The organism is Microbacterium pratiae, assembly GCF_047302165.1.
GTDB lineage: Bacteria > Actinomycetota > Actinomycetes > Actinomycetales > Microbacteriaceae > Microbacterium.
The window spans coordinates 3,106,697-3,125,738 of record NZ_CP154843.1 but is presented as its reverse complement, the minus strand read 5'-3'; the positions used below and the strand labels follow the sequence as shown (position 1 = coordinate 3,125,738).

The window sequence follows — 19,042 nt, the reverse complement described above, 5'->3', positions numbered from 1 at the left end:
CGCCTGCTTTCATCGGTGAAGATCAGTTCTCACGGCGGTGGTCCGCCGCCGCGCACAGTCTCCTAGGGTAGCCCAGATCAACTGAGCGGATGCCGCGACGGCATCCGTGCTATCGCGTTGTGATGGTGTGTGACATCGTTCGCCGCGTGCGTCGCCCCGGCCGTTCCGTCCGTGCCCGGCCGGCTGTCGGGTCGGCGGCGTAGCGTATGGACCATGCGTTTCTCCGGTGCTGAGCCCACGGTCGACCTGACGTACTCCGACGTCTTCCTCGTGCCCCGTCGATCGGCGATCACGAGCCGGCTCGACGTCGACCTCGCTCCCGGCGACGGCACCGCGGCCACGCTGCCGATCGTCTCGGCGAACATGAACTCGGTGACCGGCCCGCGTCTGGCCGCGACGCTCGCACGTCGCGGCGGTCTCGGCGTCCTGCCGCAGGACATGCCTCTGCAGGACCTCGACGCCGCCATCCGATGGGTCAAGGACCAGCCGGTCGCGTGGGACACCCCGATCGTGCTGTCCCCGGATGCCACGGTCGCCGAGGCAGCCCGCATCCTCCCCGCGCTCGACGGCCACGGCATCGTCGTCGCCGACCCGGCGGCGCAGGCGCTGCGCATCGAGGGCATCACCGGCATCGTCCCGGCAGCCCGTCTCGCCACCGCGCTGCCGGACGCGCGACTGGGCGACCTCGTGCGGGGCCGGCCCACCGCGATCGACGCCGACGATGTCTCCGATCCCCGCGCCGCGTTCGACCTCATCGACGCGGCCGACGTCCCGGTCGTCGCGATGCTCCACCAGGGGGCGCTCGTCGGGACCCTCTCGCGCCGCAGCGCGCTGCGCACCGCGATCTATCGGCCCGCCGTCGACGGCGACGGCCGACTCATCGTCGCCGCGGCGATCGGCATCAACGGCGACGCGGCAGCCAAGGCGCAGGCGCTCGCCGCCGCGGGCGTGGACGTGCTCGTCGTCGACACCGCCCACGGGCATCAGGAAGGCATGCTCCGAGCACTGCGCGAGGTCGCCGCCCTCGATCTCGGTCTGCCGATCGTCGCGGGGAACATCGTGACGGCCGACGGCGTCGCCGACCTCGTCGAGGCGGGTGCCACGATCCTCAAGGTCGGGGTCGGCCCCGGCGCCATGTGCACGACGCGCATGATGACGGCGGTCGGACGGCCGCAGTTCTCCGCCGTGCTCGAGACCGCCCAGGCCGCCGCCGAACGCGGCGCGCACGTGTGGGCTGACGGCGGGGTCCGCTACCCGCGTGACGTCGCCCTCGCGCTCGCCGCGGGCGCGGCATCCGTCATGATCGGCTCGTGGTTCGCCGGCACCATCGAGTCGCCGGGCGAGGTCCAGGTCGACGAGGAGGGGCGCGCGTTCAAGGAGTCGTGGGGCATGGCCTCGACCAAGGCCGTCGTCGGTCGTTTCGGACGGCTCGACGCTTACGAGCGCGCCCGCAAGGAGCTGTTCGCCGAGGGCATCTCGTCGTCGCGCATCTACCTCGATCCGCTGCGCCCGGGCGTCGAGGATCTGCTCGACATGATCACGTCCGGCGTGCGTTCGTCCTTCACCTACGCGGGAGCGGCCACGGTCTCGGAGTTCCACGACCGTGCGACGGTCGGCCTCCAGTCGGCGGCCGGCTACGAAGAGGGCAAGGCGCTCCCCGTCAGCTGGTAGCTTGCCGGTCGCGTGGCTGCTGTGCTCAAGGCGCAGTTCGCCGTGTAACTCGCAGTTCCTCCTGCGGGCGAAGCCAGAAAGTGCGCCCGATGGCCGGGCAGGGCGGGCTGCGGTGGGGGTCAGCGGCCGGGGCGAGGACGGGCCGAGGGGAGGCCGTCGGAGCGCAGGATGTCGTACAGCAGGCGGGGGCTCCGGAGATGCGGGGTGCGCCACCGTGAGAGCGCCCGAACCTGACGTCGGAGCGCGTCGCCGCGGTCCTTCTCGGCGATCAGCGCCTGCTCGGGCGTTCGGCCCCGCCGCATCCCCGGATCGAGGTATTTTCCGGTGCCGTCGAACTCGCCGATGTGGTCGTGGTCGGGCCACCAGAAGTCGGCGAACGCATCGCGTCCGTCGGGCAGGATGAAACGCTGCTGCAGGGTCGGTGCGGGAAAGCCCAGCCGCTCGATGAGAACGCGGCTCTCCGATTCGCGAACGCTGTCGGAGAGGTCGGTGGCGAACGCACTGACGGCGGCCACCCGAGCGTGGGCGCGACCTCCGTATCGGGATGCCGCGGCCTCGAGCTCGTATCGGGAGCACAGCGCCCCGCTCGCTCGCCGCTGCCAGAGCGCCTGGTCGGCGGCGACCACGCCGCCGACGAAGGGAAGGATCGAGGCGAGATCGACGACCGTCCGCGCGGGCGTCGTGAGGAGATGATCGCCCCACGGCATCACCTCGTCGGCGTCCAGGGGGCGATGATGCCGGCGGATGACGCCGGACGAACCCGCAGACGTGGCCGTGGTCACGTCGATCGCCTGCGGCCACGATCCGATCAGGTCGATACCGAGCACCGCGGCGGCCGCGTGGTGTGAGAAGACCGTGCCTGGTCGCAGGCGGGCCGCAGCCTCCCACACACGTTGCGCGTGCGCATCGAGCGGGTTCAACCTCGCCCATTCCCCGGAGGCGGCGTACGAGCCGCGGGCGATCTGAGTCGCGGCCCCGGCCCTGCGGGCCCGATCCAGGAGCCGCGTGGTGGCCTCGTCGGCCTCGCGCCGTCGCACGACGGTCTCCACCGGTGGTCGCGTCATCCAGGTCATGCGGGAAGCCTGTCCGACAGGGGAAGCGCCGGGCGCGCGGCATCCGATTCCGTGCGCTCCGCCGTCCCGAGACGGTCCGGGGAGGAACCGGCGCCGGCCCGCGCACTCCGCAACCGACGGCGTGGGTCGCACTTCGCGAGATCAACCGCGGCTCGAACCGCGCCCGACACCCCGAAGTGCGACTCACGCGAGGGGAGGGGGATGCGAAGCGGATGCCGCAAGCCGGGGCGCCCCGACAGGCGTAAGATCGGGCGCACGATGGACGACCCTCCCAGTTGCCGACCCTCGCCCCGCCGACCCCGACCGATCGGGGGTGACGCCTGATGGACTTCGTCATGCTGGGCGTGGGGCTCCTGCTGACCGTCGGCACCGGTCTGTTCGTGGCGAGCGAGTTCGCCCTCGTCAACCTCGACCGCGCGGACCTCGAGGCGCGTCAGGCGGCGGGCGAGTCGCGGTTGTCGATGACGATCGCCGCGCTGCGGATCACCTCGACGCACCTGTCGAGCGCGCAGCTCGGGATCACCCTGACGACGCTGCTCACCGGTTACACCATGGAGCCGGCGATCTCGAACCTGCTCTCGCCCGTCTTCGAGGCATGGGGCTGGCCCGAGACCGTGTCGCGTCCGGTCGCCGCCGTCGTGGGCGTCTCGATCGCGACGATCTTCTCGATGATCCTCGGCGAGCTCGTCCCGAAGAACTTCGCGCTGGCGATCCCGCGTCAGACGGCGAAGCTCGTCATCCCGTTCCAGACGCTCTTCACGACCGTGTTCCGGCCGGCCGTCACGGTGTTGAACGGCAGCGCGAACGGAGTGCTCCGCTCGATGGGCGTCGAGCCCAAGGAGGAGCTGTCGGGTGCCCGTTCGGCCGAGGAGCTCTCGAGCCTCGTGCGCCGATCCGCCAGCGCGGGCGTGCTCGAGAAGGACACCGCGTCGCTGCTCGACCGGTCGCTCACGTTCGCCCGCCTCACGACCGCCGACGTCATGACGCCGCGGCCGAGCCTGCATGCCGTCGCCGCCGGTGACAGCGTCGAGGACGTCATCCAGCTCGCGAGGCGCACCGGACACAGCCGGTTCCCGGTGTTCGGCGACTCGATGGACGACATCACCGGCATCGTCCACGTCAAGCAGGCGGTCAGCGTTCCGCGCGAACGTCGCGCGGACGTGCCTGCCGCCGCGATCGCGGAAGAGCCGCTGCGGGTGCCGGAGGCGGTGCACCTCGACGCCGTCCTCAGCGAGTTGCGAGCCCGGGGGTATCAGATGGCGATCGTCGTCGACGAGTACGGCGGGACGGCCGGAGTCGTCACCCTCGAGGACCTCGTGGAGGAGATCGTGGGCGAGGTGCTCGACGAACACGACCGCAACCGCGCGGGCGTGCTGCGGGTCGCCGGGGGCATCGTCTTCCCGGCGGACCTGCGCCCGGACGAGGTGCTCGATCGCACCGGCGTCCGCGTCCCCGAGGGCGACGTCTACGACACCGTCGGCGGCTTCGTCATGAGCGTGCTCGAACGCATCCCCGTCGTCGGCGACACCGTCGAGATCGAGGACGGCACGCTGACCGTGCAGCGCATGGACGGCAGACGGGTCGACCGCGTCCGGTTCGAGCCGACCCCCGTGCCCGAGACCGCCACTACCGATTCCGTGGTCGAGCCGATGCGACGTGCGCCGCGTCGCGAGGACGGTGATCGTCGATGAACGACTGGGCGGGACTGGCCTGGCTCGTCGTGCTGCTGGCCTTCAACGCGTTCTTCGTCGCGAGCGAGTTCGCCGTCATCTCCGCGCGCCGATCGCAGATCGAGCCCCTCGCCGACAAGGGGTCGCGCTCCGCGAAGACCGCGCTGTGGGCGATGGAGCACGCCACCCTCATGCTCGCGACGTGTCAGCTGGGCATCACGATCTGCTCGCTGGTGATCCTCAACGTCTCCGAGCCGGCGATCCACCACCTGCTGGCCGTGCCGCTCGGTCTCACCGGGTGGGGCGAGGCGGTCGTCGATGTCGTCGCCTTCGCCGTGGCGCTCATCGTCGTGTCGTACCTGCACGTCGTGTTCGGCGAGATGGTCCCGAAGAACCTGGCCTTCTCGCTGCCCGACCGCGCCGTGCTCCTGCTGGCGACGCCGCTGCGGTGGGTCTCGCGGCTCTTCTACCCGATCATCGTGGCCCTCAACTGGATCGCCAACCACGCGGTGCGCCTGTTCCGGGTCGAACCCAAGGACGAGGCGACCTCGACCTACACGCTCGACGAGGTCGCGACCATCGTTGCGACATCCCGTATCGAGGGCGTGCTCGACGATGCGTCGGGAACCGTCGCGGCCGTCGTGGAGTTCACCGACAAGAAGGCGGCGGATGTCGCCGTGCCGTTCGGCGAACTGGTGACGCTGCCCGAGACGGCGACCCCCGAGGACGTCGAACGCGCCGTCGCGCGGCACGGCTTCTCGCGCTACGTCATCGTCGACGACGCCGACCAGCCCGTCGGGTACGTGCACCTCAAGGACGTGCTGCGGGAGGCGGAGGATGCCGACGGCGCGGCCTCACGGCCGATCAAGCCGAAGCGCATCCACCTCATGGTGCCGGTCGCCGAGACGACCGATCTCGAGGACGCGCTCGCCCTGATGCGGCGATCGAGCCGTCACCTCGCGCAGGTTCGGGATGCCGAAGGCCGGACCACCGCGGTGCTCTTCCTCGAGGACATCATCGAGGAGCTCATCGGCGAGGTGCACGACGCCACGCGCCGGGCACCTCGCTGGGCCTGAGCCTGGCCGGGTGACGACGCTCGCTCAGCGGCGCCGTGCGCGGACGTACTGCGGCGGCCAGACCGAGGCGTCCTCGTCCAGCTCGTCGGCTGCGCGGAGCCCGAAGTGGGGGTCGCGCAGCCACTCGCGGCCGGCCATGATCGCGTCGGCTGCGCCGTCGGCGAGGATCTGCTCGGCCTGGGTGCCGGTCGTGATCTCGCCCACCGCGCTGACGGACAGGCCGGTCGTCGTCCGGATCTCGTGCGCGAAGGGCACCTGGTAGCCGGGCCCGGTCGTGATTCGCTGGTGGGCGACGAGACCGCCGCTCGAGACGTCGATGAGGTCGGCGCCGTGCTCGTGCGCCCACGTGGAGACCGTCGCGGTGTCGGCGACATCCCATCCGCCCTCGGCCCAATCGGTCGCCGAGAAGCGGACGAACAGCGGGGCGTCCGGCGCCGCGGCGCGGACCGCCTCGACGATGCGCAGCAGGAGCCGGGCGCGGTTCTCGAGCGATCCGCCGTATTCGTCGGTGCGCCGGTTCGACAACGGGGACAGGAACTCGTGCAGCAGGTAGCCGTGGGCGGCGTGGATCTCGAGCACCTCGAAGCCGGCCTCGAGCGAACGGCGCGCACCATCGGCGAAGGCGGTCACGAGGTCGTCGATCTCGGTGGTATCGAGCTCGTCGGGTCGGGCGTAGCCGTCGAAGGCCACGGCCGAGGGGGCGAGGGGCTGCCAGCCGCCCTCGGTCGCCGGCACGGTCCCGCGCTCGGCGGCGAACGGCGTGTAGGTCGACGCTTTCCGGCCCGCGTGCGCGAGCTGGATCGCGGCGACCGCGCCGCGGTCGTGGATTGCGGTCACGATCGGGCGCCAGGCGTCGCGCTGTTCGTCGTTCCAGATGCCGGTGTCTTCGGGGGTGATGCGTCCCTCCGGCACGACCGCGGTCGCCTCGGCCATCACGAGTCCCGCGCCGCCCGAGGCGAACTGGGCGAGGTGGACATGATGCCAGTCGTTCGGGATGCCGTCCTCGGCCGAGTACTGGCACATGGGGGCGACCCAGAGGCGGTTGCGCACCTCGACGGCGCGAATGGTCAGGGGGCTGAACAACTGGCTCACGCCGGGCTCCTTCGGGGCGCCGATAGTGTGGCGCCATGGTCGAGATCCACGAATGGGATGCGCGCGACACGGTCGCGCTCCTGCGCAAGCCAACTGCCGACGACCACAAGTATTCCCGCGGGGTGCTCGGTGTGCGAACCGGGTCGCAGGAGTATCCGGGAGCCGCCGTCCTCGGCGTCGAGGCGGCGTGGCGGACGGGGATCGGCATGGTGCGATACCTCGGCCCCGAGCGCCCCGCAGACCTGGTGCTGCAGCGCAGGCCCGAGACCGTCACGGCGCCCGGACGCGTGCAGGCGTGGCTGATCGGATCGGGGACGGATGCCGCGACCCGTCCTGCTGCCGAGGCGGCACGGCTGGGTGAGTTGCTCCAGGGAGACATCCCCGTCGTCGTCGATGCGGGCGCCCTCGACCTGGTGCCCGGTGCCGCGGCCCCGCTCGTGGTCACCCCGCACCAGAGCGAGCACGCGCGCCTGCGCGCACTGCTCGGCCTCGACGAGGTGACACCGACGTCACTCACCGACCGCATCGCCGCCGCCCGCGAGACCGCAGCCGCGGCGGGCATCGCCGTGCTGCTGAAGGGAGCCGAGACCGTCGTCGCGGCTCCCGACGGATGGACCGCCGTCGTCCGGGCCGGCACGGGGTGGCTCGCCACCGCGGGCACCGGTGACGTGCTCGGCGGCATCCTCGGTGCGGTCGTGGCGGCCCGGGGCGCTCAGCACGATCTGGATGCCGCTTCCCTGGCTCCGCTCGCCGCCGCGGCAGCCTTCATCCACGGGCACGCCGGTCGCGCCGCCGGTCCGGGCCCCATCACGGCGCTGGATGTCGCCGAGGCCGTGCCCGCTGTGATCGATGTGCTGTTCTCGGGCGGCGACCCGGACCACGGCTGAGGCAACCGGGAGCGGGGAGGGCCTCACCGTAGGATGTGACGGTGTCGAGACGGGGAACGCTGTGGGTCGCGTTCGCGCTCGTCCACGTCGTCGTCTCGGTGCTCGGTTTCGTGTTCCCGAACCAGCCGATGGGCGATGTCTACCTCGTCTACGAACCCTGGTCGCAACGTGCCCTCGCCGGTGAGGGCATCGTGGGCGTCGACGAGGACTGGGTCTACCCTCAGCTCGCGCTCGTCCCGCTCGTCCTCGCCCACGGATTCGCCTGGATCGCGGGCTACACGGTCGGATGGGCCGTCTTCGTCACCGCACTCGACGCCGTCGCCTTCGCCGTCCTCGTCGGCCGTGCGCGCTCGCGCGGGCGGGTGACGGCGGCGTGGTTCTGGCTCGCCGCGATCCTGCTCCTCGGACCCGTGGGCCTGTACCGCCTCGACGCCGTCACGGTCGCGCTCGCCGTCATGGGGTGTCTCTGGCTGCGCGGCCGGCCTTGGCTGGCCGGCATCCTGCTCGCGGTCGCGACCTGGATCAAGGTGTGGCCGGCGGCGATCATCGCGGCCGCCGTCATCGCGCTCCGACGGCGATGGGCGCTCGTCGGTGCCGGCCTCGTCGTCTCCGCCGTCACGCTCGCCGTCGTCGTGGGCGCGGGGGGTCTGGACCACGCCTTCGGGTTCATCGGCGATCAGACCGGTCGGGGACTGCAGGTCGAGGCGCCCGTGAGCATGTTCTACCTCTGGGGTCAGATGCTCGGCCTGCCGGGCTTCTTCGTCTACTACTCGACGGAGATCCTGACCTTCCAGGTCACCGGCACCGACATCGATCCGGTCATCGCCGCGATGACCCCCGTCCTGATGCTCGGCGTCGGCGCCGTCGCCGTCATCGCGGCCCTCAAGGTGCGTCGGGGCGCGGCGGTCGTGGATCTCCTACCGGTCGCGGCGCTGGCGATCGTCACGGTGTTCATCGTGCTCAACAAGGTCGGGTCGCCGCAGTACCTGTGCTGGCTCGTCCCGCCCGTCGTGCTCGGGCTGGTCGTCGCGCGCCGAGACTGGGTCCGCCCGGCGATCCTCGTGCTGGCGCTCAGCGCCCTCACGCAGCTCGTCTATCCGGTGTTCTACGGCGAGGTCCTGTCGGCGCACCCCCTGGGTGTCGGCATCCTCACCGTGCGGAACGCCCTGCTCGTCGTCCTGGGCGTCTGGATGGTGGTGCGCCTCGTCCGCGTTCCCGTCCGGATGTCGTCACCCGTCCCCGCGTGAACCGGAGGTCCATCATGCTCATCGCCTTCTCCGTCGCTCCCAGCGGCACCGGCAGCAATCCCGACGGCTCGGTGCACGATGCCGTCGCCGCGGCCGTCGCCGTCGTGCGGGCGTCCGGTCTACCGCACCGCACCACGTCGATGTTCACCGAGGTCGAGGGGGAGTGGGACGAGGTGATGGATGTCGTCAAGCGGGCCACCGAGGCGGTGCTGCCGTTCGGCTCGCGCGTCTCGCTGGTGCTCAAGGCCGACATCCGCCCGGGGTACAGCGGCGAGCTCGACGGCAAGATCGAGCGCCTCGAGGGCGCGCTCGAATCGATTCGACACGAGGGGGAGGGCGGCGCTACGCTCCCGTAGTGACAACGCCCGCCATCTCCCGCCCGACCGCCCGCCGGGCCCTGCTCTCGCTCGCGATCGGCAGCTTCGGAATCGGGATGACCGAGTTCGTCGTCATGGGTCTTCTTCCCGAGATCGCCGGCGAGCTGCTGCCCTCCGTCTATGCGACCGACCCGGAGGCCGCGATCGCGCAGGCGGGCTGGCTCATCACCCTCTACGCCGCCGGCGTCGTCGTGGGGGCGCCGACCATCGCGGGTGTCGTGGCGAAGTACCCGCGGCACCGGGTCATGGTCCTCCTCGCGCTCGCCCTCACCCTCGGCAATGCGCTGACGCTCGTGCTGCCGACGTTCGAGCTTGTCGCGGCATCCCGATTCCTCGCGGCCCTGCCGCACGGCGCATACTTCGGCATCGGTGCGCTCGTCGCCGCCGACGTCCTCGGTCCCGGCAAGCGCGCGCAGGGTGTGGCGTTCGTCCTGACCGGCCTCACGATCGCCAACGTCGTGGGTGTTCCGCTCGGCACGTTCCTCGGGCAGCAGTTCGGGTGGCGGGCGGCATTCCTCGTCGTCGCGGCGATCTTCGCGCTCGCGACGGTGGCCATCGCCCTGACGGTCCCGCATCACGCGGGGGAGCCGTCGCGCACTCTGCGCGCCGAACTGCGCGTCTTCGGCATCGGCCAGGTGTGGTTCGCCCTCGGAATCGGCGCGATCGGCTTCGGTGGCTTCTTCGCGGTGTACAGCTACGTCGCGACCCTCGTCACCGAGGCGGCCGGCTCGCCGCAGTGGGCGGTGCCGATCGTCCTCGTCGTAGCCGGGATCGGCATGACGATCGGGAACCTCGTCGGCGGCCGGCTCGCCGACCGTGACCTGCGCGGAAGCCTCCTCGGCGGTCTCATCGCACTCGCCGTGATCCAGACCCTCTTCGCTCTGACGGCCGGCTGGATCGTGGCGGTGGGGCTGTTCGTCTTCCTCGTGGGGTTCTTCTCGGCAGCGCTGAGTCCGACGATCCAGACGCGGCTGATGGATGTCGCGGGCGACAACCAATCCATCGCGGCGGCGCTGAACCACTCGGCCCTCAACATGGGCAATGCGCTGGGCGCGGCGCTTGGCGGGGCTGTGATCGCCGCCGGACTCGGGTACGTCGCGCCGGTGTGGGTGGGGGTCGTCCTCGCGCTCGCCGGATTCGGGGTCGCGTGCGCGAGCTTCGCCGTCGAGGCGCGCGCCCGGCGCCGCGCCTCGCTCCGGGCCGAGCGACCGGATTCGCCCGCCCCGGCGCGCTGAGCCGTCAGCCCTCGAGCAGCCGTCGCAGGTGAGCGCCGACGGTCGGCGTCTCGATGAGGAAGGCGTCGTGCCCGAAGTCGCTCGAGATCACCACCGCCGCGTCGTCGATCGTGGATCGGATGCCGCGCGCGATGCGGTGCTGACCTTCGACCGGGAACAGCCGGTCGGAGTCGATGCCGAGCACGAGCGTGCGTGCCGTCACCCGGGCCAGAGCGTCTTCGATCCCGCCGCGGTCGCGACCGACGTCGTGCGAGTTCATGGCCTCGACGAGGGTGATGTAGCTGTTGGCGTCGAAGCGTCGCGTGAACTTGTTGCCGTGGAAGTCGAGGTAGCTCTCCACCGCGAAGCGTCCGCCGAGGCCGAGGGGGCTCTTGCCCGATTGCCAGGTGCGCTGGAAGCGCAGGTTCAGCTCGGTCGGGCTGCGGTAGTTGAGCAGAGCCATGCGGCGCGCGAGCGCGAGGCCGCGGTGCGGGCCGTCGCCATCGGCTGCGTCGTAGTACTCCCCGTCCTGGAATCGGGGGTCGATGCGGATGGCTTCGAGCTGCACCGAGTTCAGGGCGATCTGATCGGCGGTGTTGACGGGCGGGGCGGCCAGGATCGCGAGTCGATTCAGCCGGTCGGGGTGACCGACACCCCACTCGAGCGCGTGCATCCCGCCCATCGATCCGCCCACGACCGCGGCCCACACCTCGACGCCGAGGGCGTCGGCCAGCCGGACCTGCGCGTCTACCTGGTCGCGGATCGTGAGGTACGGGAAGCGAGCCGCCCACTCGTAGCCGTCGGACGAGATCGACGAGGGGCCCGTCGAGCCCTGGCAGCCGCCCAGCATGTTCGGGGCGACCACGAACCAGCGGTCGGTGTCGATCGCCAGACCCGGACCGACGATGTCCTCCCACCAGCCTGCCGTCGGGTGCCCCGGGCCCGCCTCGCCGCGCAGGTGACTGTCGCCGGTGAGCGCGTGAAGCACCAGAACCGCGTTGTCCCGCTCGGGTGAGAGCTCGCCCCAGGTCTCATAGGCGAGTCGGAAGCTCGGCAGCTGCTCACCACTCTCGGTGATGAGGGGACCGAAGACTCCGAAGCTCCGGTGCCCGATGGGGTCGCCGTCGCGCCAGGCGCCCGTGGCGGGCGGCCGTCCGCGCAGCAGGCGCGCATCCGCCTCCGTGATCGGTGCGCTCGGCACCGTGTCTTCGGAGGTCTGCCAGTCCATGCGAGCCATTCTCCCGGGTGAGGGCGCATGCTGCTCGCGTGTTACGTCACGACCGGAATGGCGACACCTCGTACGTCGCGCCGTGCTGGCCCGCGAGCGCGACGGGCACGCCGTCGACCGTCTGGACGAAACTGCCCGTGCTGTCGACGCCGCGCGGCATCCGTCCGTCGATCTCCGGCAGCGTCCCCGCCGTCTCGTTCGAGACCCAGACGACCCGGCGCCCCACCCGCTCGCTGAGAGCGCTCACGAGGTCGGCGAAGCGACGACGTTCGTCGGCGTCGAGGTAGAGCAGCACGGCGCTGTGGAAGACCACGAGCGTCGCGTCGGGAGGGCTTTCGGCGGCGACCTCGGGGAGGCGGTCGAGGATGTCGCCGAGAACGATGCGCGGCGGATCGGCGCGAGCCACCTCGACGGCGGCACGCAGCCGGCCGACACGATCGTCATGGACGGAGCCGGGCCAGATGAGCGTCTCGAGCCAGGCGACCGCGTCCGCATCGCGCACGTCGATCGGGGCGAGATCGATGCCGGCGCGCCAGACGATGTCGGGCAGGTTCTCGGGCAGGGCCTCTGGGTCATCGATGCGGCAGCGCAGCAGGGGGCGCACGGCGTCCGGTCCCGCGGGGACGATCGTTCGGAGCCCTTCGCCCGCGGGCGACGAGTACTCGTAGGCGTACCGATCGGGATAGAGGCAGAGGCCCGCGGCCGTACCCGTCTCGAGCAGGGCGATCGGGCCGTCGATGCGCGAGAGGATCGGCAGCAGCGTGGCGCAGCGTCCGACCTCGTTCGTCTGCGTCCGCCGCTGCGCGGTGATGGACGCCACGCTGTCCCACTCCGCGACCAGGCGGTCGCGCCAGACGGCGAACGGCTCGAGCCCGCAGCCGGCCCAGCGCGCCGCGGCGAAGACGAGATTCGGCTGACCGCGACGCTCGCCGAGCCGGGAGATGAGCTCCGTCAGCTCGTCGTCGCCGGCGATCCCCTCGGCCCATTCGGCGTAGATCGGTGAGCTGCTCCGGGCCCAGTCGGCGAACGCATGATAGCGGCGGGAGGTGTGTGCGTCCATCGCCTCAGAGTAGGTGCGCCCGCGTACCACGATCGTCGCGTAAGCTACCGCGAAGCAAGGGGAGTACTTCCGCCTGCGGCGCTCTCGTCATTACGGATCCGACGTCGGATTCCGGGACGCCGGTCCCTCCGGGGATGAAGGAGACCTGGCCGTTCGCTACTGTCGACCCCTTGGAGCCTTCGTGGATATCACTCCGCTCGTCTGGATCATCACCATCGCGGTGACCATCGCCTTCTTCGTGTACGAGTTCTTCGCGCACGTCCGTACCCCGCACGAGCCGACGATCGCCGAGTCGGCGCGCTGGTCGGCGTTCTACATCGGTCTCGCGCTCATCTTCGGCGTGGTCATCGGCTTCGTGCCGGGCTGGGGCTGGGTGTTCGCGGGCGAGTACTTCGCCGGCTACCTGACCGAGAAGGCCCTGTCGATCGACAACCTCTTCGTGTTCCTCATCATCATGACCGGATTCGCGGTGCCGAAGAAGTACCAGCAGAAGGTGCTCATGATCGGCATCGTGATCGCGCTCATCATGCGCGGTGCGTTCATCGCCATCGGGGCGGCCCTCATCGACAACTTCTCGTGGATCTTCTACATCTTCGGTGCGCTGCTGCTCTTCCTCGCCTACCGTCAGGCCTTCTCGCACGGCGACTCCGACCCGGCCAACGGCAAGTTCATGCGCTTCGTCCGCCGCCACCTCCCCGTGACCGACGAGTACAACAGCGACAAGCTGACGGTGAAGAAGGACGGCAAGCGCTTCGTCACGCCGATGCTCCTGGTCATCATCGCGATCGGCTTCATCGACCTGGTCTTCGCCGTCGACTCGATCCCCGCCATCTACGGCCTCACCAACGAGGCCTACATCGTGTTCACGGCGAACGCGTTCGCGCTGATGGGTCTGCGTCAGCTGTTCTTCCTGATCGGCGGCCTGCTCGAGCGTCTGGTCTACCTCGCGCAGGGCCTGGCCGTCATCCTCGCCTTCATCGGTGTGAAGCTCGTCTTCCACGCGCTGCACGTCAACGAGCTGCCCTTCATCAACGGCGGTGAGCCCCTGTTGTGGGTCCCCGAGATCCCGATCTGGTTCTCACTGCTGTTCATCGCGGCCACCGTCGCCGTCGCCACCATCGCGAGCCTGCGCAAGACACGCGGCGACAAGGCGAAGAACGACCGTGAGCAGGTTCAGGGCGAGCAGATCACGACGGCGACCGACGCCGACTGAGAACCTCGCAGACGACGGATGCCCCGGCTCCACCGTTCACGGTGGGCCGGGGCATCCGGTCGTTCTGAGGAGGAACGATCAGGCGCGCGCCGCCTCGACGACGTTGCGCGCGGCCGCGAGGGCCTGCTCGAGGTCGGCCTTGAGGTCGTCGATGTTCTCGAGACCGACCGACAGGCGGACGAGGCCCGGGGTGACGCCGGTCGTGAGCTGCTGCTCCGGGGTCAGCTGCGAGTGGGTCGTGGATGCCGGGTGGATGACGAGCGAGCGCACGTCGCCGATGTTCGCCAGGTGACTGAACAGCTGCAGCGAGTCGACGAACGCGCGTCCGGCGGCGACGCCGCCCTTCAGCTCGAACGACAGCACCGCGCCGACGCCTCTCGGGGCGTAGCGGTTGGCAGCGGCGTACCAGGGCGAGGTCGGCAGGCCCGAGTAGTTCACCGACGCGATGTCGTCGTGGTTCTCGAGCCACTCGGCGATCTCCTGCGCGTTCTGCACGTGGCGCTCGATGCGCAGCGACAGCGTCTCGATGCCCTGGATCAGCAGCCAGGCGCTCTGCGGCGAGATCGCGGCACCGAGGTCGCGCAGCAGCTGCACGCGGGCCTTGATGACATAGGCGAGGCCGTCGCCGACCGCCTGCGTGTAGACGGCGCCGTGGTACGAGGGGTCGGGCGTGGTGAGTCCCGGGAAGCGCTCCGAGTGCTCCGACCACGGGAAGCTGCCGCCATCGACGATCACGCCGCCGATGACGGTGCCGTGACCGCCGAGGAACTTCGTCGCGGAGTGCACGACGATGTCGGCGCCGTGCTCGAAGGGGCGGATGAGGTAGGGCGTGGCGATCGTGTTGTCGACGATCAGCGGCACGCCGGCCTCGTGGGCGACGTCGGAGACGCCGCGGATGTCGAGGACGTTGATCTGCGGGTTGCCGATCGTCTCGGCGAAGAACAGCTTGGTGTTGGGCCGGACCGCGCGGCGCCACTCCTCGAGGTCGTCCTGGTTCTCGACGAACGTGACCTCGATGCCGAGCTTCGCGAGCGTGTACTTGAAGAGGTTGTACGTGCCGCCGTAGATCGAGCTCGAGGCGACGAAGTGGTCGCCCGCCTCGGCGATGTTGAGGATCGCGAACGTCTCGGCGGCCTGACCCGAAGCGACGAGGAGAGCACCCGTGCCGCCCTCGAGCGCGGCGAGGCGCTGCTCGACGACATCCTGTGTGGGGTTCTGGATACGGGTGTAGATGTTGCCGAACTCCGACAGCGAGAAGAGGTTGGCGGCGTGGTCGGAGTTGTCGAACACGTACGAGGTCGTCTGGTAGATCGGCGTCGCGCGTGCCTTGGTGACCGGGTCCGGTGCGGCTCCGGTGTGGATCTGCTTCGTCTCGAAGCGCCAGTTCTCGGATGCGGACATGCGTGGCTCCATCGGGTCGGGAAGCGGCGACGGTCGCCGGCCTGGGTCGAGCGTACGGAAACCGGGTATGCCCGACAATGCGCGGGACACGCTGCGTAACCTGACACGGCTACGGTGGAGTCATGACGCGACGTGCAGTGGTCACCGGTGCCAGTTCGGGAATCGGAGAGGCGGTCGTTCGCGCGCTGCGCGCGTCGGGCTGGGACGTGGTGGGCGTCGCCCGCCGCGCCGATCGGCTCGCCGCGCTCGACGCCGAGGTCGGCTCGACCTCGTTCGCCGCCGATCTGACCCGCGAGGCCGACGTCGCGGCGCTCACCGAGCACCTCGCAGCGTCCGGGGACCTCCACGCCCTCGTCCACGTCGCGGGCGGCGCGCGGGGAACCGACCGGGTCGAGGACGGCGCCCCCGACGACTGGCAGTGGATGTTCGAGGTGAACGTGCTGTCGGCACAGCGCCTGACGGCGGCTCTGCTTCCGCTGCTGCGACGCGGGGTGGCGGCGGGCGGCGGTCACGCCGACACCGTCTACGTCACCTCGACCGCGGCGCAGACGGCCTACCCGGGCGGCGCCGGTTACAACGCCGCGAAAGCGGGGGAGTCGATGCTCGTCCACGCGCTCCGGCTCGAGCTGAACGGTGAACCGATCCGCGTGATCGAGATCGCTCCCGGCATGGTGCGCACCGAGGAGTTCACGCTCAATCGCCTCGGCGGCGATCGGGATGCCGCGGACCGTCTGTACGAGGGCGTCGAGCAGCCGCTCGTCGCCGCCGACGTGGCTGACGTCGTCGCCTACGCGCTGAACGCACCCGGACACGTGAACCTCGACCTCGTGACGATGCGTCCTGTCGCGCAGTCCGCACAGCATCTGCTCGCGCGGGGACCGCTGCGTCCGCGGTCGACCGGGGCCTGAGGCCTCCGACCGCGCTCACCCGCGCGGCTGAGCGGTCGTCTCGTCCGTGCCGTCGATCGATCGGACGGCGGTCGACTCGTCGCCGTCGGCGAACGCCACGCGCGGAACGACGAAGAGCAGGATCGCCGCGACGAACCCGCCCGCAGCGCAGATCGCCCACACCGTGAGGTAGCCCCCGAGAGAGGCGGCGGTCTCGCTCGCCACGATCCCCGCGCCGGCGGCGAGCACGACGCCGAAGACCGCCGACGAGAAGGTGCCGCCGATGGTCTTGGTCGTATTGGTCATGGCCGATGCCACGCCGGTCTGCCCGCGGGGAGCGGCGGCAGCGGCAGCGGCCGGCATCGCTCCGACGAGCGCCCCGCAGCCCAGACCGGCGATGCAGAGGTTCAGGAGCACCTGCCACAGCTCGCGGTGGAACGGCAGGAAGAGCGCGTACCCGACGCCGACGAGCAGCGCGGCGACGATGAGGACGATCCGAGGGCTCGCGCGGCGCGAGGTGACCGCGAAGAGCACGGCACCGACGATCAGAGACACGAGATAGACCCCGATGATGTTCGACCGGTCGGTGGCGTCGAGCCCGAGCCCGTACCCGAGCGCCGGATCGGTGCCAGCATAGGTCGAGAGCGGTCCTTGAGCCCCGAGCAGGCTGATGCCGACGAGGAAGGCGGTCGCCTGCACCGGCCACATCTCCGGTCGCGCGAGCATCCGGACGTCGACGGCGGGGTCGGGCTGGCGCAGCTCGAATCGGCCGAACATCACGAAGCCCGCGATTCCCGCGACGAGGAGTGCCCACACCCAGACGGCTCCGGGCCCGTTCAGCCGCAGGAACGTCAGGGCGCTGGTGACCAGCAGCAGGGCGACGGCCAGCAGGACGAAGCCCCGCGAGTCGAGCTGCCGCCTGCCGGGCTCGGGTGTCGACTCGGGCACCCAGAGCCAGATGACGATCGCCACGACGGACACCGCGACCGCCGGCACGATGAGGGTGCGGGTCATGTCGCCCGCCGTCGCGGCGTAGATGCGGCCTGCGGCGAGGGCACCCATGATGGCTCCCGCCTGGAGCCCGACGACCAGGAGTCCCGCGGCCCGGCGAGTGAGCGAGACGCCGCGGCTCTGCCGTCGGCCGCGCTCGAAGATGAGCGCGATCTCGAGGGGGAGCCACACGACGTAGAACCCTTGCAGCGCCCACGCGACGAGGAACGTCCAGAAGGATGCCGCGAATGCGAGCCACCAGGTCGCACCGGCGGTCAGGATGGCTGCGATCAGGAGGATCCGCTTGTGACCGTACATGTCGCCGAGCTTCGCCAGCACCGGGACGACGAGCGCCGACAGCAGCAGCTGCGCCGCCTCGAACCAGTTCACGTCGGAATCGTGGATGCCGAGTTCGGCGACGATGTCGCTGAAGAGCGGAACGTAGTAGCCCTGCAGGATGCCGCTGACGATCTCGACCAGGACGAACCACCCGATCAGACCCGCGGTGACGCCCAGGGCGGAGGTGCGCAGCGTCGTCGACACGGGGCGAGCATACCGCTGCGGCCCGCCTACCCTGGGAGAGTGACGCCTCGCTCCCTCACCGACCTCGCCGTTGGAGGACTCATCGCGCCCGATTGGGCTGAGGCGCTGCAACCCGTCGCCGCCGACATCGCATCGATGGGAGAGCGGCTGCGCGCCGAGACGGCCGCCGGTCGGGGGTACCTGCCCGCGGGAGACCGGGTGCTGCGCGCCTTCGAGCGGCCGATGGCCGACGTCCGCGTTCTGATCGTCGGCCAGGACCCGTACCCGACGCCGGGGCATCCGATCGGCCTCTCGTTCGCGGTCGATGCGCATGTGCGGCCGCTGCCGCGCAGCCTCGGCAACATCTACCGAGAGCTCGAATCGGACCTGGACATCGCACCCGCGTCGCACGGAGACCTCTCCGCGTGGAGCGATCAGGGGGTGCTCCTGCTGAACCGTGTGCTGACCGTCGCGCCTGGCGCACCCGCCTCGCACCGGGGCTGGGGATGGGAACGCGTCACCGAACACGCGATCCGTGCCCTCGTGGCGCGCGACCAGCCGCTTGTCGCGATCCTGTGGGGAAAGGATGCCGCGACCCTCGAGCCGATCCTCGGTGACACCGCGATCGTCGCCTCTCCGCATCCGTCGCCCCTCTCCGCGAGCCGCGGCTTCTTCGGGTCGCGCCCGTTCTCACGCGCGAACGAGCTGCTCGCCGAGCGCGGCGGCGCACCGATCGATTGGCGTGTTCCCGAGCACTGACCTGCCGTCATCGGCGGGAAACACGCGACCCGTAGAGTTGCTGCATGCTCGAGGAGGACTCCAATCGCGACCGCCGGCGGCTACCGCGGCACCTGCGTCGCCCGGTCGAACCCGAACGTCCGTTCTCGTACGAGATCCGGCCGGCCCGGCCCGATGACCTCCCCGACATCCGCGAGATCTACAACTACTACGTGACCAACTCCGTCGTGACCTTCGACGAGAAGAAGTGGTCGCTAGTTCAGTGGCGCGAGAAGTACGAGTATCTGACCAGGCTCAAGCTGCCGTTCCTCGTCGCGGTCTCGCAGACCGGTCAGATCCTGGGATACGCCCTCGCCTCGCCGTGGAACGGGAAGACGGGCTTCCGCTACACCGCCGAGACCTCGATCTACCTCGGTCAGGCGGCCACCGGGAAAGGGCTCGGGCGTGCGCTCCTCGAAGCGCTCATCGCGGCGTGTCAGCAGCTGGGACTGCGTGAGATCGTCGCGGTCGTGAGCGACAAAGGCGCCGAGGCGTCCATCGCCCTGCACGAGCGCTTCGGGTTCGTCGAGGTCGGCCGGATGGGGCGCGTCGGGCACAAGTTCGGACGGTGGCTCGGAACGATCTACCTGCAGAAGTCGCTCGAGCAGCAGAAGAAGGGGCTGCGGGGGCTCTTCGCGCAGAAATCCGGCTGATCGG

17 protein-coding genes are annotated in these 19,042 nt (G+C 70.4%); 11 read left to right on the top strand and 6 right to left on the bottom strand.

Going from position 1 to position 19,042, the window contains the following annotated elements; translation table 11 throughout:
* The first annotated feature begins 213 nt into the window (after positions 1 to 213).
* On the top strand, positions 214 to 1,671 hold the full coding sequence (locus tag AA0Y20_RS14935; protein WP_412935828.1) for a GuaB1 family IMP dehydrogenase-related protein: 1,458 nt from the start codon (positions 214 to 216) through the stop codon (positions 1,669 to 1,671).
* Between the two features lie 119 nt (positions 1,672 to 1,790).
* Here the strand turns inward: AA0Y20_RS14935 and AA0Y20_RS14930 are convergent, their stop codons facing one another.
* Positions 1,791 to 2,744, bottom strand: a complete 954-nt coding sequence (locus tag AA0Y20_RS14930; protein ID WP_412935827.1) for a hypothetical protein — start codon at positions 2,742 to 2,744, stop codon at positions 1,791 to 1,793.
* 323 nt (positions 2,745 to 3,067) lie between these two features.
* Between AA0Y20_RS14930 and AA0Y20_RS14925 the strand changes: the two genes are divergently transcribed.
* On the top strand, positions 3,068 to 4,435 hold the full coding sequence (locus AA0Y20_RS14925) for a hemolysin family protein (protein ID WP_412935824.1): 1,368 nt from the start codon (positions 3,068 to 3,070) through the stop codon (positions 4,433 to 4,435).
* Positions 4,432 to 5,490 (top strand): hemolysin family protein, encoded by a 1,059-nt coding sequence (locus AA0Y20_RS14920; RefSeq protein WP_412935822.1) that lies wholly within the window; start codon positions 4,432 to 4,434, stop codon positions 5,488 to 5,490. Before AA0Y20_RS14925 ends, AA0Y20_RS14920 begins: the two co-directional genes overlap by 4 nt.
* Positions 5,491 to 5,514: 24 nt before the next feature.
* Here the strand turns inward: AA0Y20_RS14920 and AA0Y20_RS14915 are convergent, their stop codons facing one another.
* Positions 5,515 to 6,582: an NADH:flavin oxidoreductase/NADH oxidase gene (locus AA0Y20_RS14915; RefSeq protein WP_412935819.1), complete on the bottom strand. Its 1,068-nt coding sequence runs from the start codon at positions 6,580 to 6,582 to the stop codon at positions 5,515 to 5,517.
* A gap of 35 nt (positions 6,583 to 6,617) precedes the next feature.
* Here AA0Y20_RS14915 and AA0Y20_RS14910 point away from each other — a divergent pair, with 35 nt between their 5' ends.
* The 4 genes from AA0Y20_RS14910 to AA0Y20_RS14895 are packed head-to-tail and all read left to right on the top strand — an operon-like array spanning position 6,618 to position 10,328.
* Positions 6,618 to 7,469, top strand: a complete 852-nt coding sequence (locus AA0Y20_RS14910) for an NAD(P)H-hydrate dehydratase (protein ID WP_412935817.1) — start codon at positions 6,618 to 6,620, stop codon at positions 7,467 to 7,469.
* Between the two features lie 41 nt (positions 7,470 to 7,510).
* Positions 7,511 to 8,716, top strand: a complete 1,206-nt coding sequence (locus AA0Y20_RS14905) for a glycosyltransferase 87 family protein (RefSeq protein ID WP_412935814.1) — start codon at positions 7,511 to 7,513, stop codon at positions 8,714 to 8,716.
* A gap of 14 nt (positions 8,717 to 8,730) precedes the next feature.
* The gene (locus AA0Y20_RS14900; RefSeq protein ID WP_412935811.1) at positions 8,731 to 9,072 is read left to right on the top strand and encodes an MTH1187 family thiamine-binding protein; all 342 of its coding nucleotides are present in this window, start codon (positions 8,731 to 8,733) and stop codon (positions 9,070 to 9,072) included.
* A complete protein-coding gene (locus AA0Y20_RS14895) occupies positions 9,072 to 10,328 on the top strand; it encodes an MFS transporter (protein WP_412935808.1) in 1,257 nt (418 codons plus the stop codon). The genes AA0Y20_RS14900 and AA0Y20_RS14895 overlap by 1 nt, the downstream gene beginning before the upstream one ends.
* 4 nt (positions 10,329 to 10,332) lie before the next feature.
* Here the strand turns inward: AA0Y20_RS14895 and metX are convergent, their stop codons facing one another.
* Both metX and AA0Y20_RS14885 read right to left on the bottom strand, forming a co-directional pair.
* Positions 10,333 to 11,535 carry a homoserine O-acetyltransferase MetX gene (gene metX / locus AA0Y20_RS14890; RefSeq protein WP_412935806.1) on the bottom strand — a complete coding sequence of 401 codons (1,203 nt, stop codon included), beginning with the start codon at positions 11,533 to 11,535 and terminating at the stop codon, positions 10,333 to 10,335.
* A 46-nt stretch (positions 11,536 to 11,581) separates the two neighbouring features.
* Complete coding sequence (locus AA0Y20_RS14885; RefSeq protein WP_412935803.1) at positions 11,582 to 12,595, bottom strand: DUF2332 domain-containing protein; 1,014 nt, start codon at positions 12,593 to 12,595, stop codon at positions 11,582 to 11,584.
* Between the two features lie 181 nt (positions 12,596 to 12,776).
* On the opposite strand from AA0Y20_RS14885, the gene AA0Y20_RS14880 reads away from it, so the two are divergent.
* Positions 12,777 to 13,808, top strand: coding sequence for a TerC family protein (locus tag AA0Y20_RS14880; RefSeq protein ID WP_412935800.1), 1,032 nt, complete (start codon positions 12,777 to 12,779; stop codon positions 13,806 to 13,808).
* Positions 13,809 to 13,886: 78 nt separating this feature from the next.
* Here AA0Y20_RS14880 and AA0Y20_RS14875 read toward each other — a convergent pair whose 3' ends face one another.
* Complete coding sequence (locus AA0Y20_RS14875) at positions 13,887 to 15,209, bottom strand: bifunctional o-acetylhomoserine/o-acetylserine sulfhydrylase (protein WP_412935797.1); 1,323 nt, start codon at positions 15,207 to 15,209, stop codon at positions 13,887 to 13,889.
* Positions 15,210 to 15,331: 122 nt separating this feature from the next.
* Here AA0Y20_RS14875 and AA0Y20_RS14870 point away from each other — a divergent pair, with 122 nt between their 5' ends.
* Positions 15,332 to 16,117, top strand: a complete 786-nt coding sequence (locus AA0Y20_RS14870; RefSeq protein ID WP_412935794.1) for an SDR family oxidoreductase — start codon at positions 15,332 to 15,334, stop codon at positions 16,115 to 16,117.
* A gap of 15 nt (positions 16,118 to 16,132) precedes the next feature.
* On the opposite strand, the gene AA0Y20_RS14865 is transcribed toward AA0Y20_RS14870, so the two are convergent.
* Positions 16,133 to 17,629 carry an MFS transporter gene (locus AA0Y20_RS14865; RefSeq protein WP_412935792.1) on the bottom strand — a complete coding sequence of 499 codons (1,497 nt, stop codon included), beginning with the start codon at positions 17,627 to 17,629 and terminating at the stop codon, positions 16,133 to 16,135.
* 39 nt (positions 17,630 to 17,668) lie between these two features.
* Here AA0Y20_RS14865 and AA0Y20_RS14860 point away from each other — a divergent pair, with 39 nt between their 5' ends.
* Together AA0Y20_RS14860 and AA0Y20_RS14855 are read left to right on the top strand one after the other, a co-directional pair.
* Complete coding sequence (locus AA0Y20_RS14860; protein ID WP_412935790.1) at positions 17,669 to 18,367, top strand: uracil-DNA glycosylase; 699 nt, start codon at positions 17,669 to 17,671, stop codon at positions 18,365 to 18,367.
* A gap of 44 nt (positions 18,368 to 18,411) precedes the next feature.
* On the top strand, positions 18,412 to 19,038 hold the full coding sequence (locus AA0Y20_RS14855; RefSeq protein WP_412935787.1) for an N-acetyltransferase family protein: 627 nt from the start codon (positions 18,412 to 18,414) through the stop codon (positions 19,036 to 19,038).
* Positions 19,039 to 19,042: the final 4 nt, after the last annotated feature.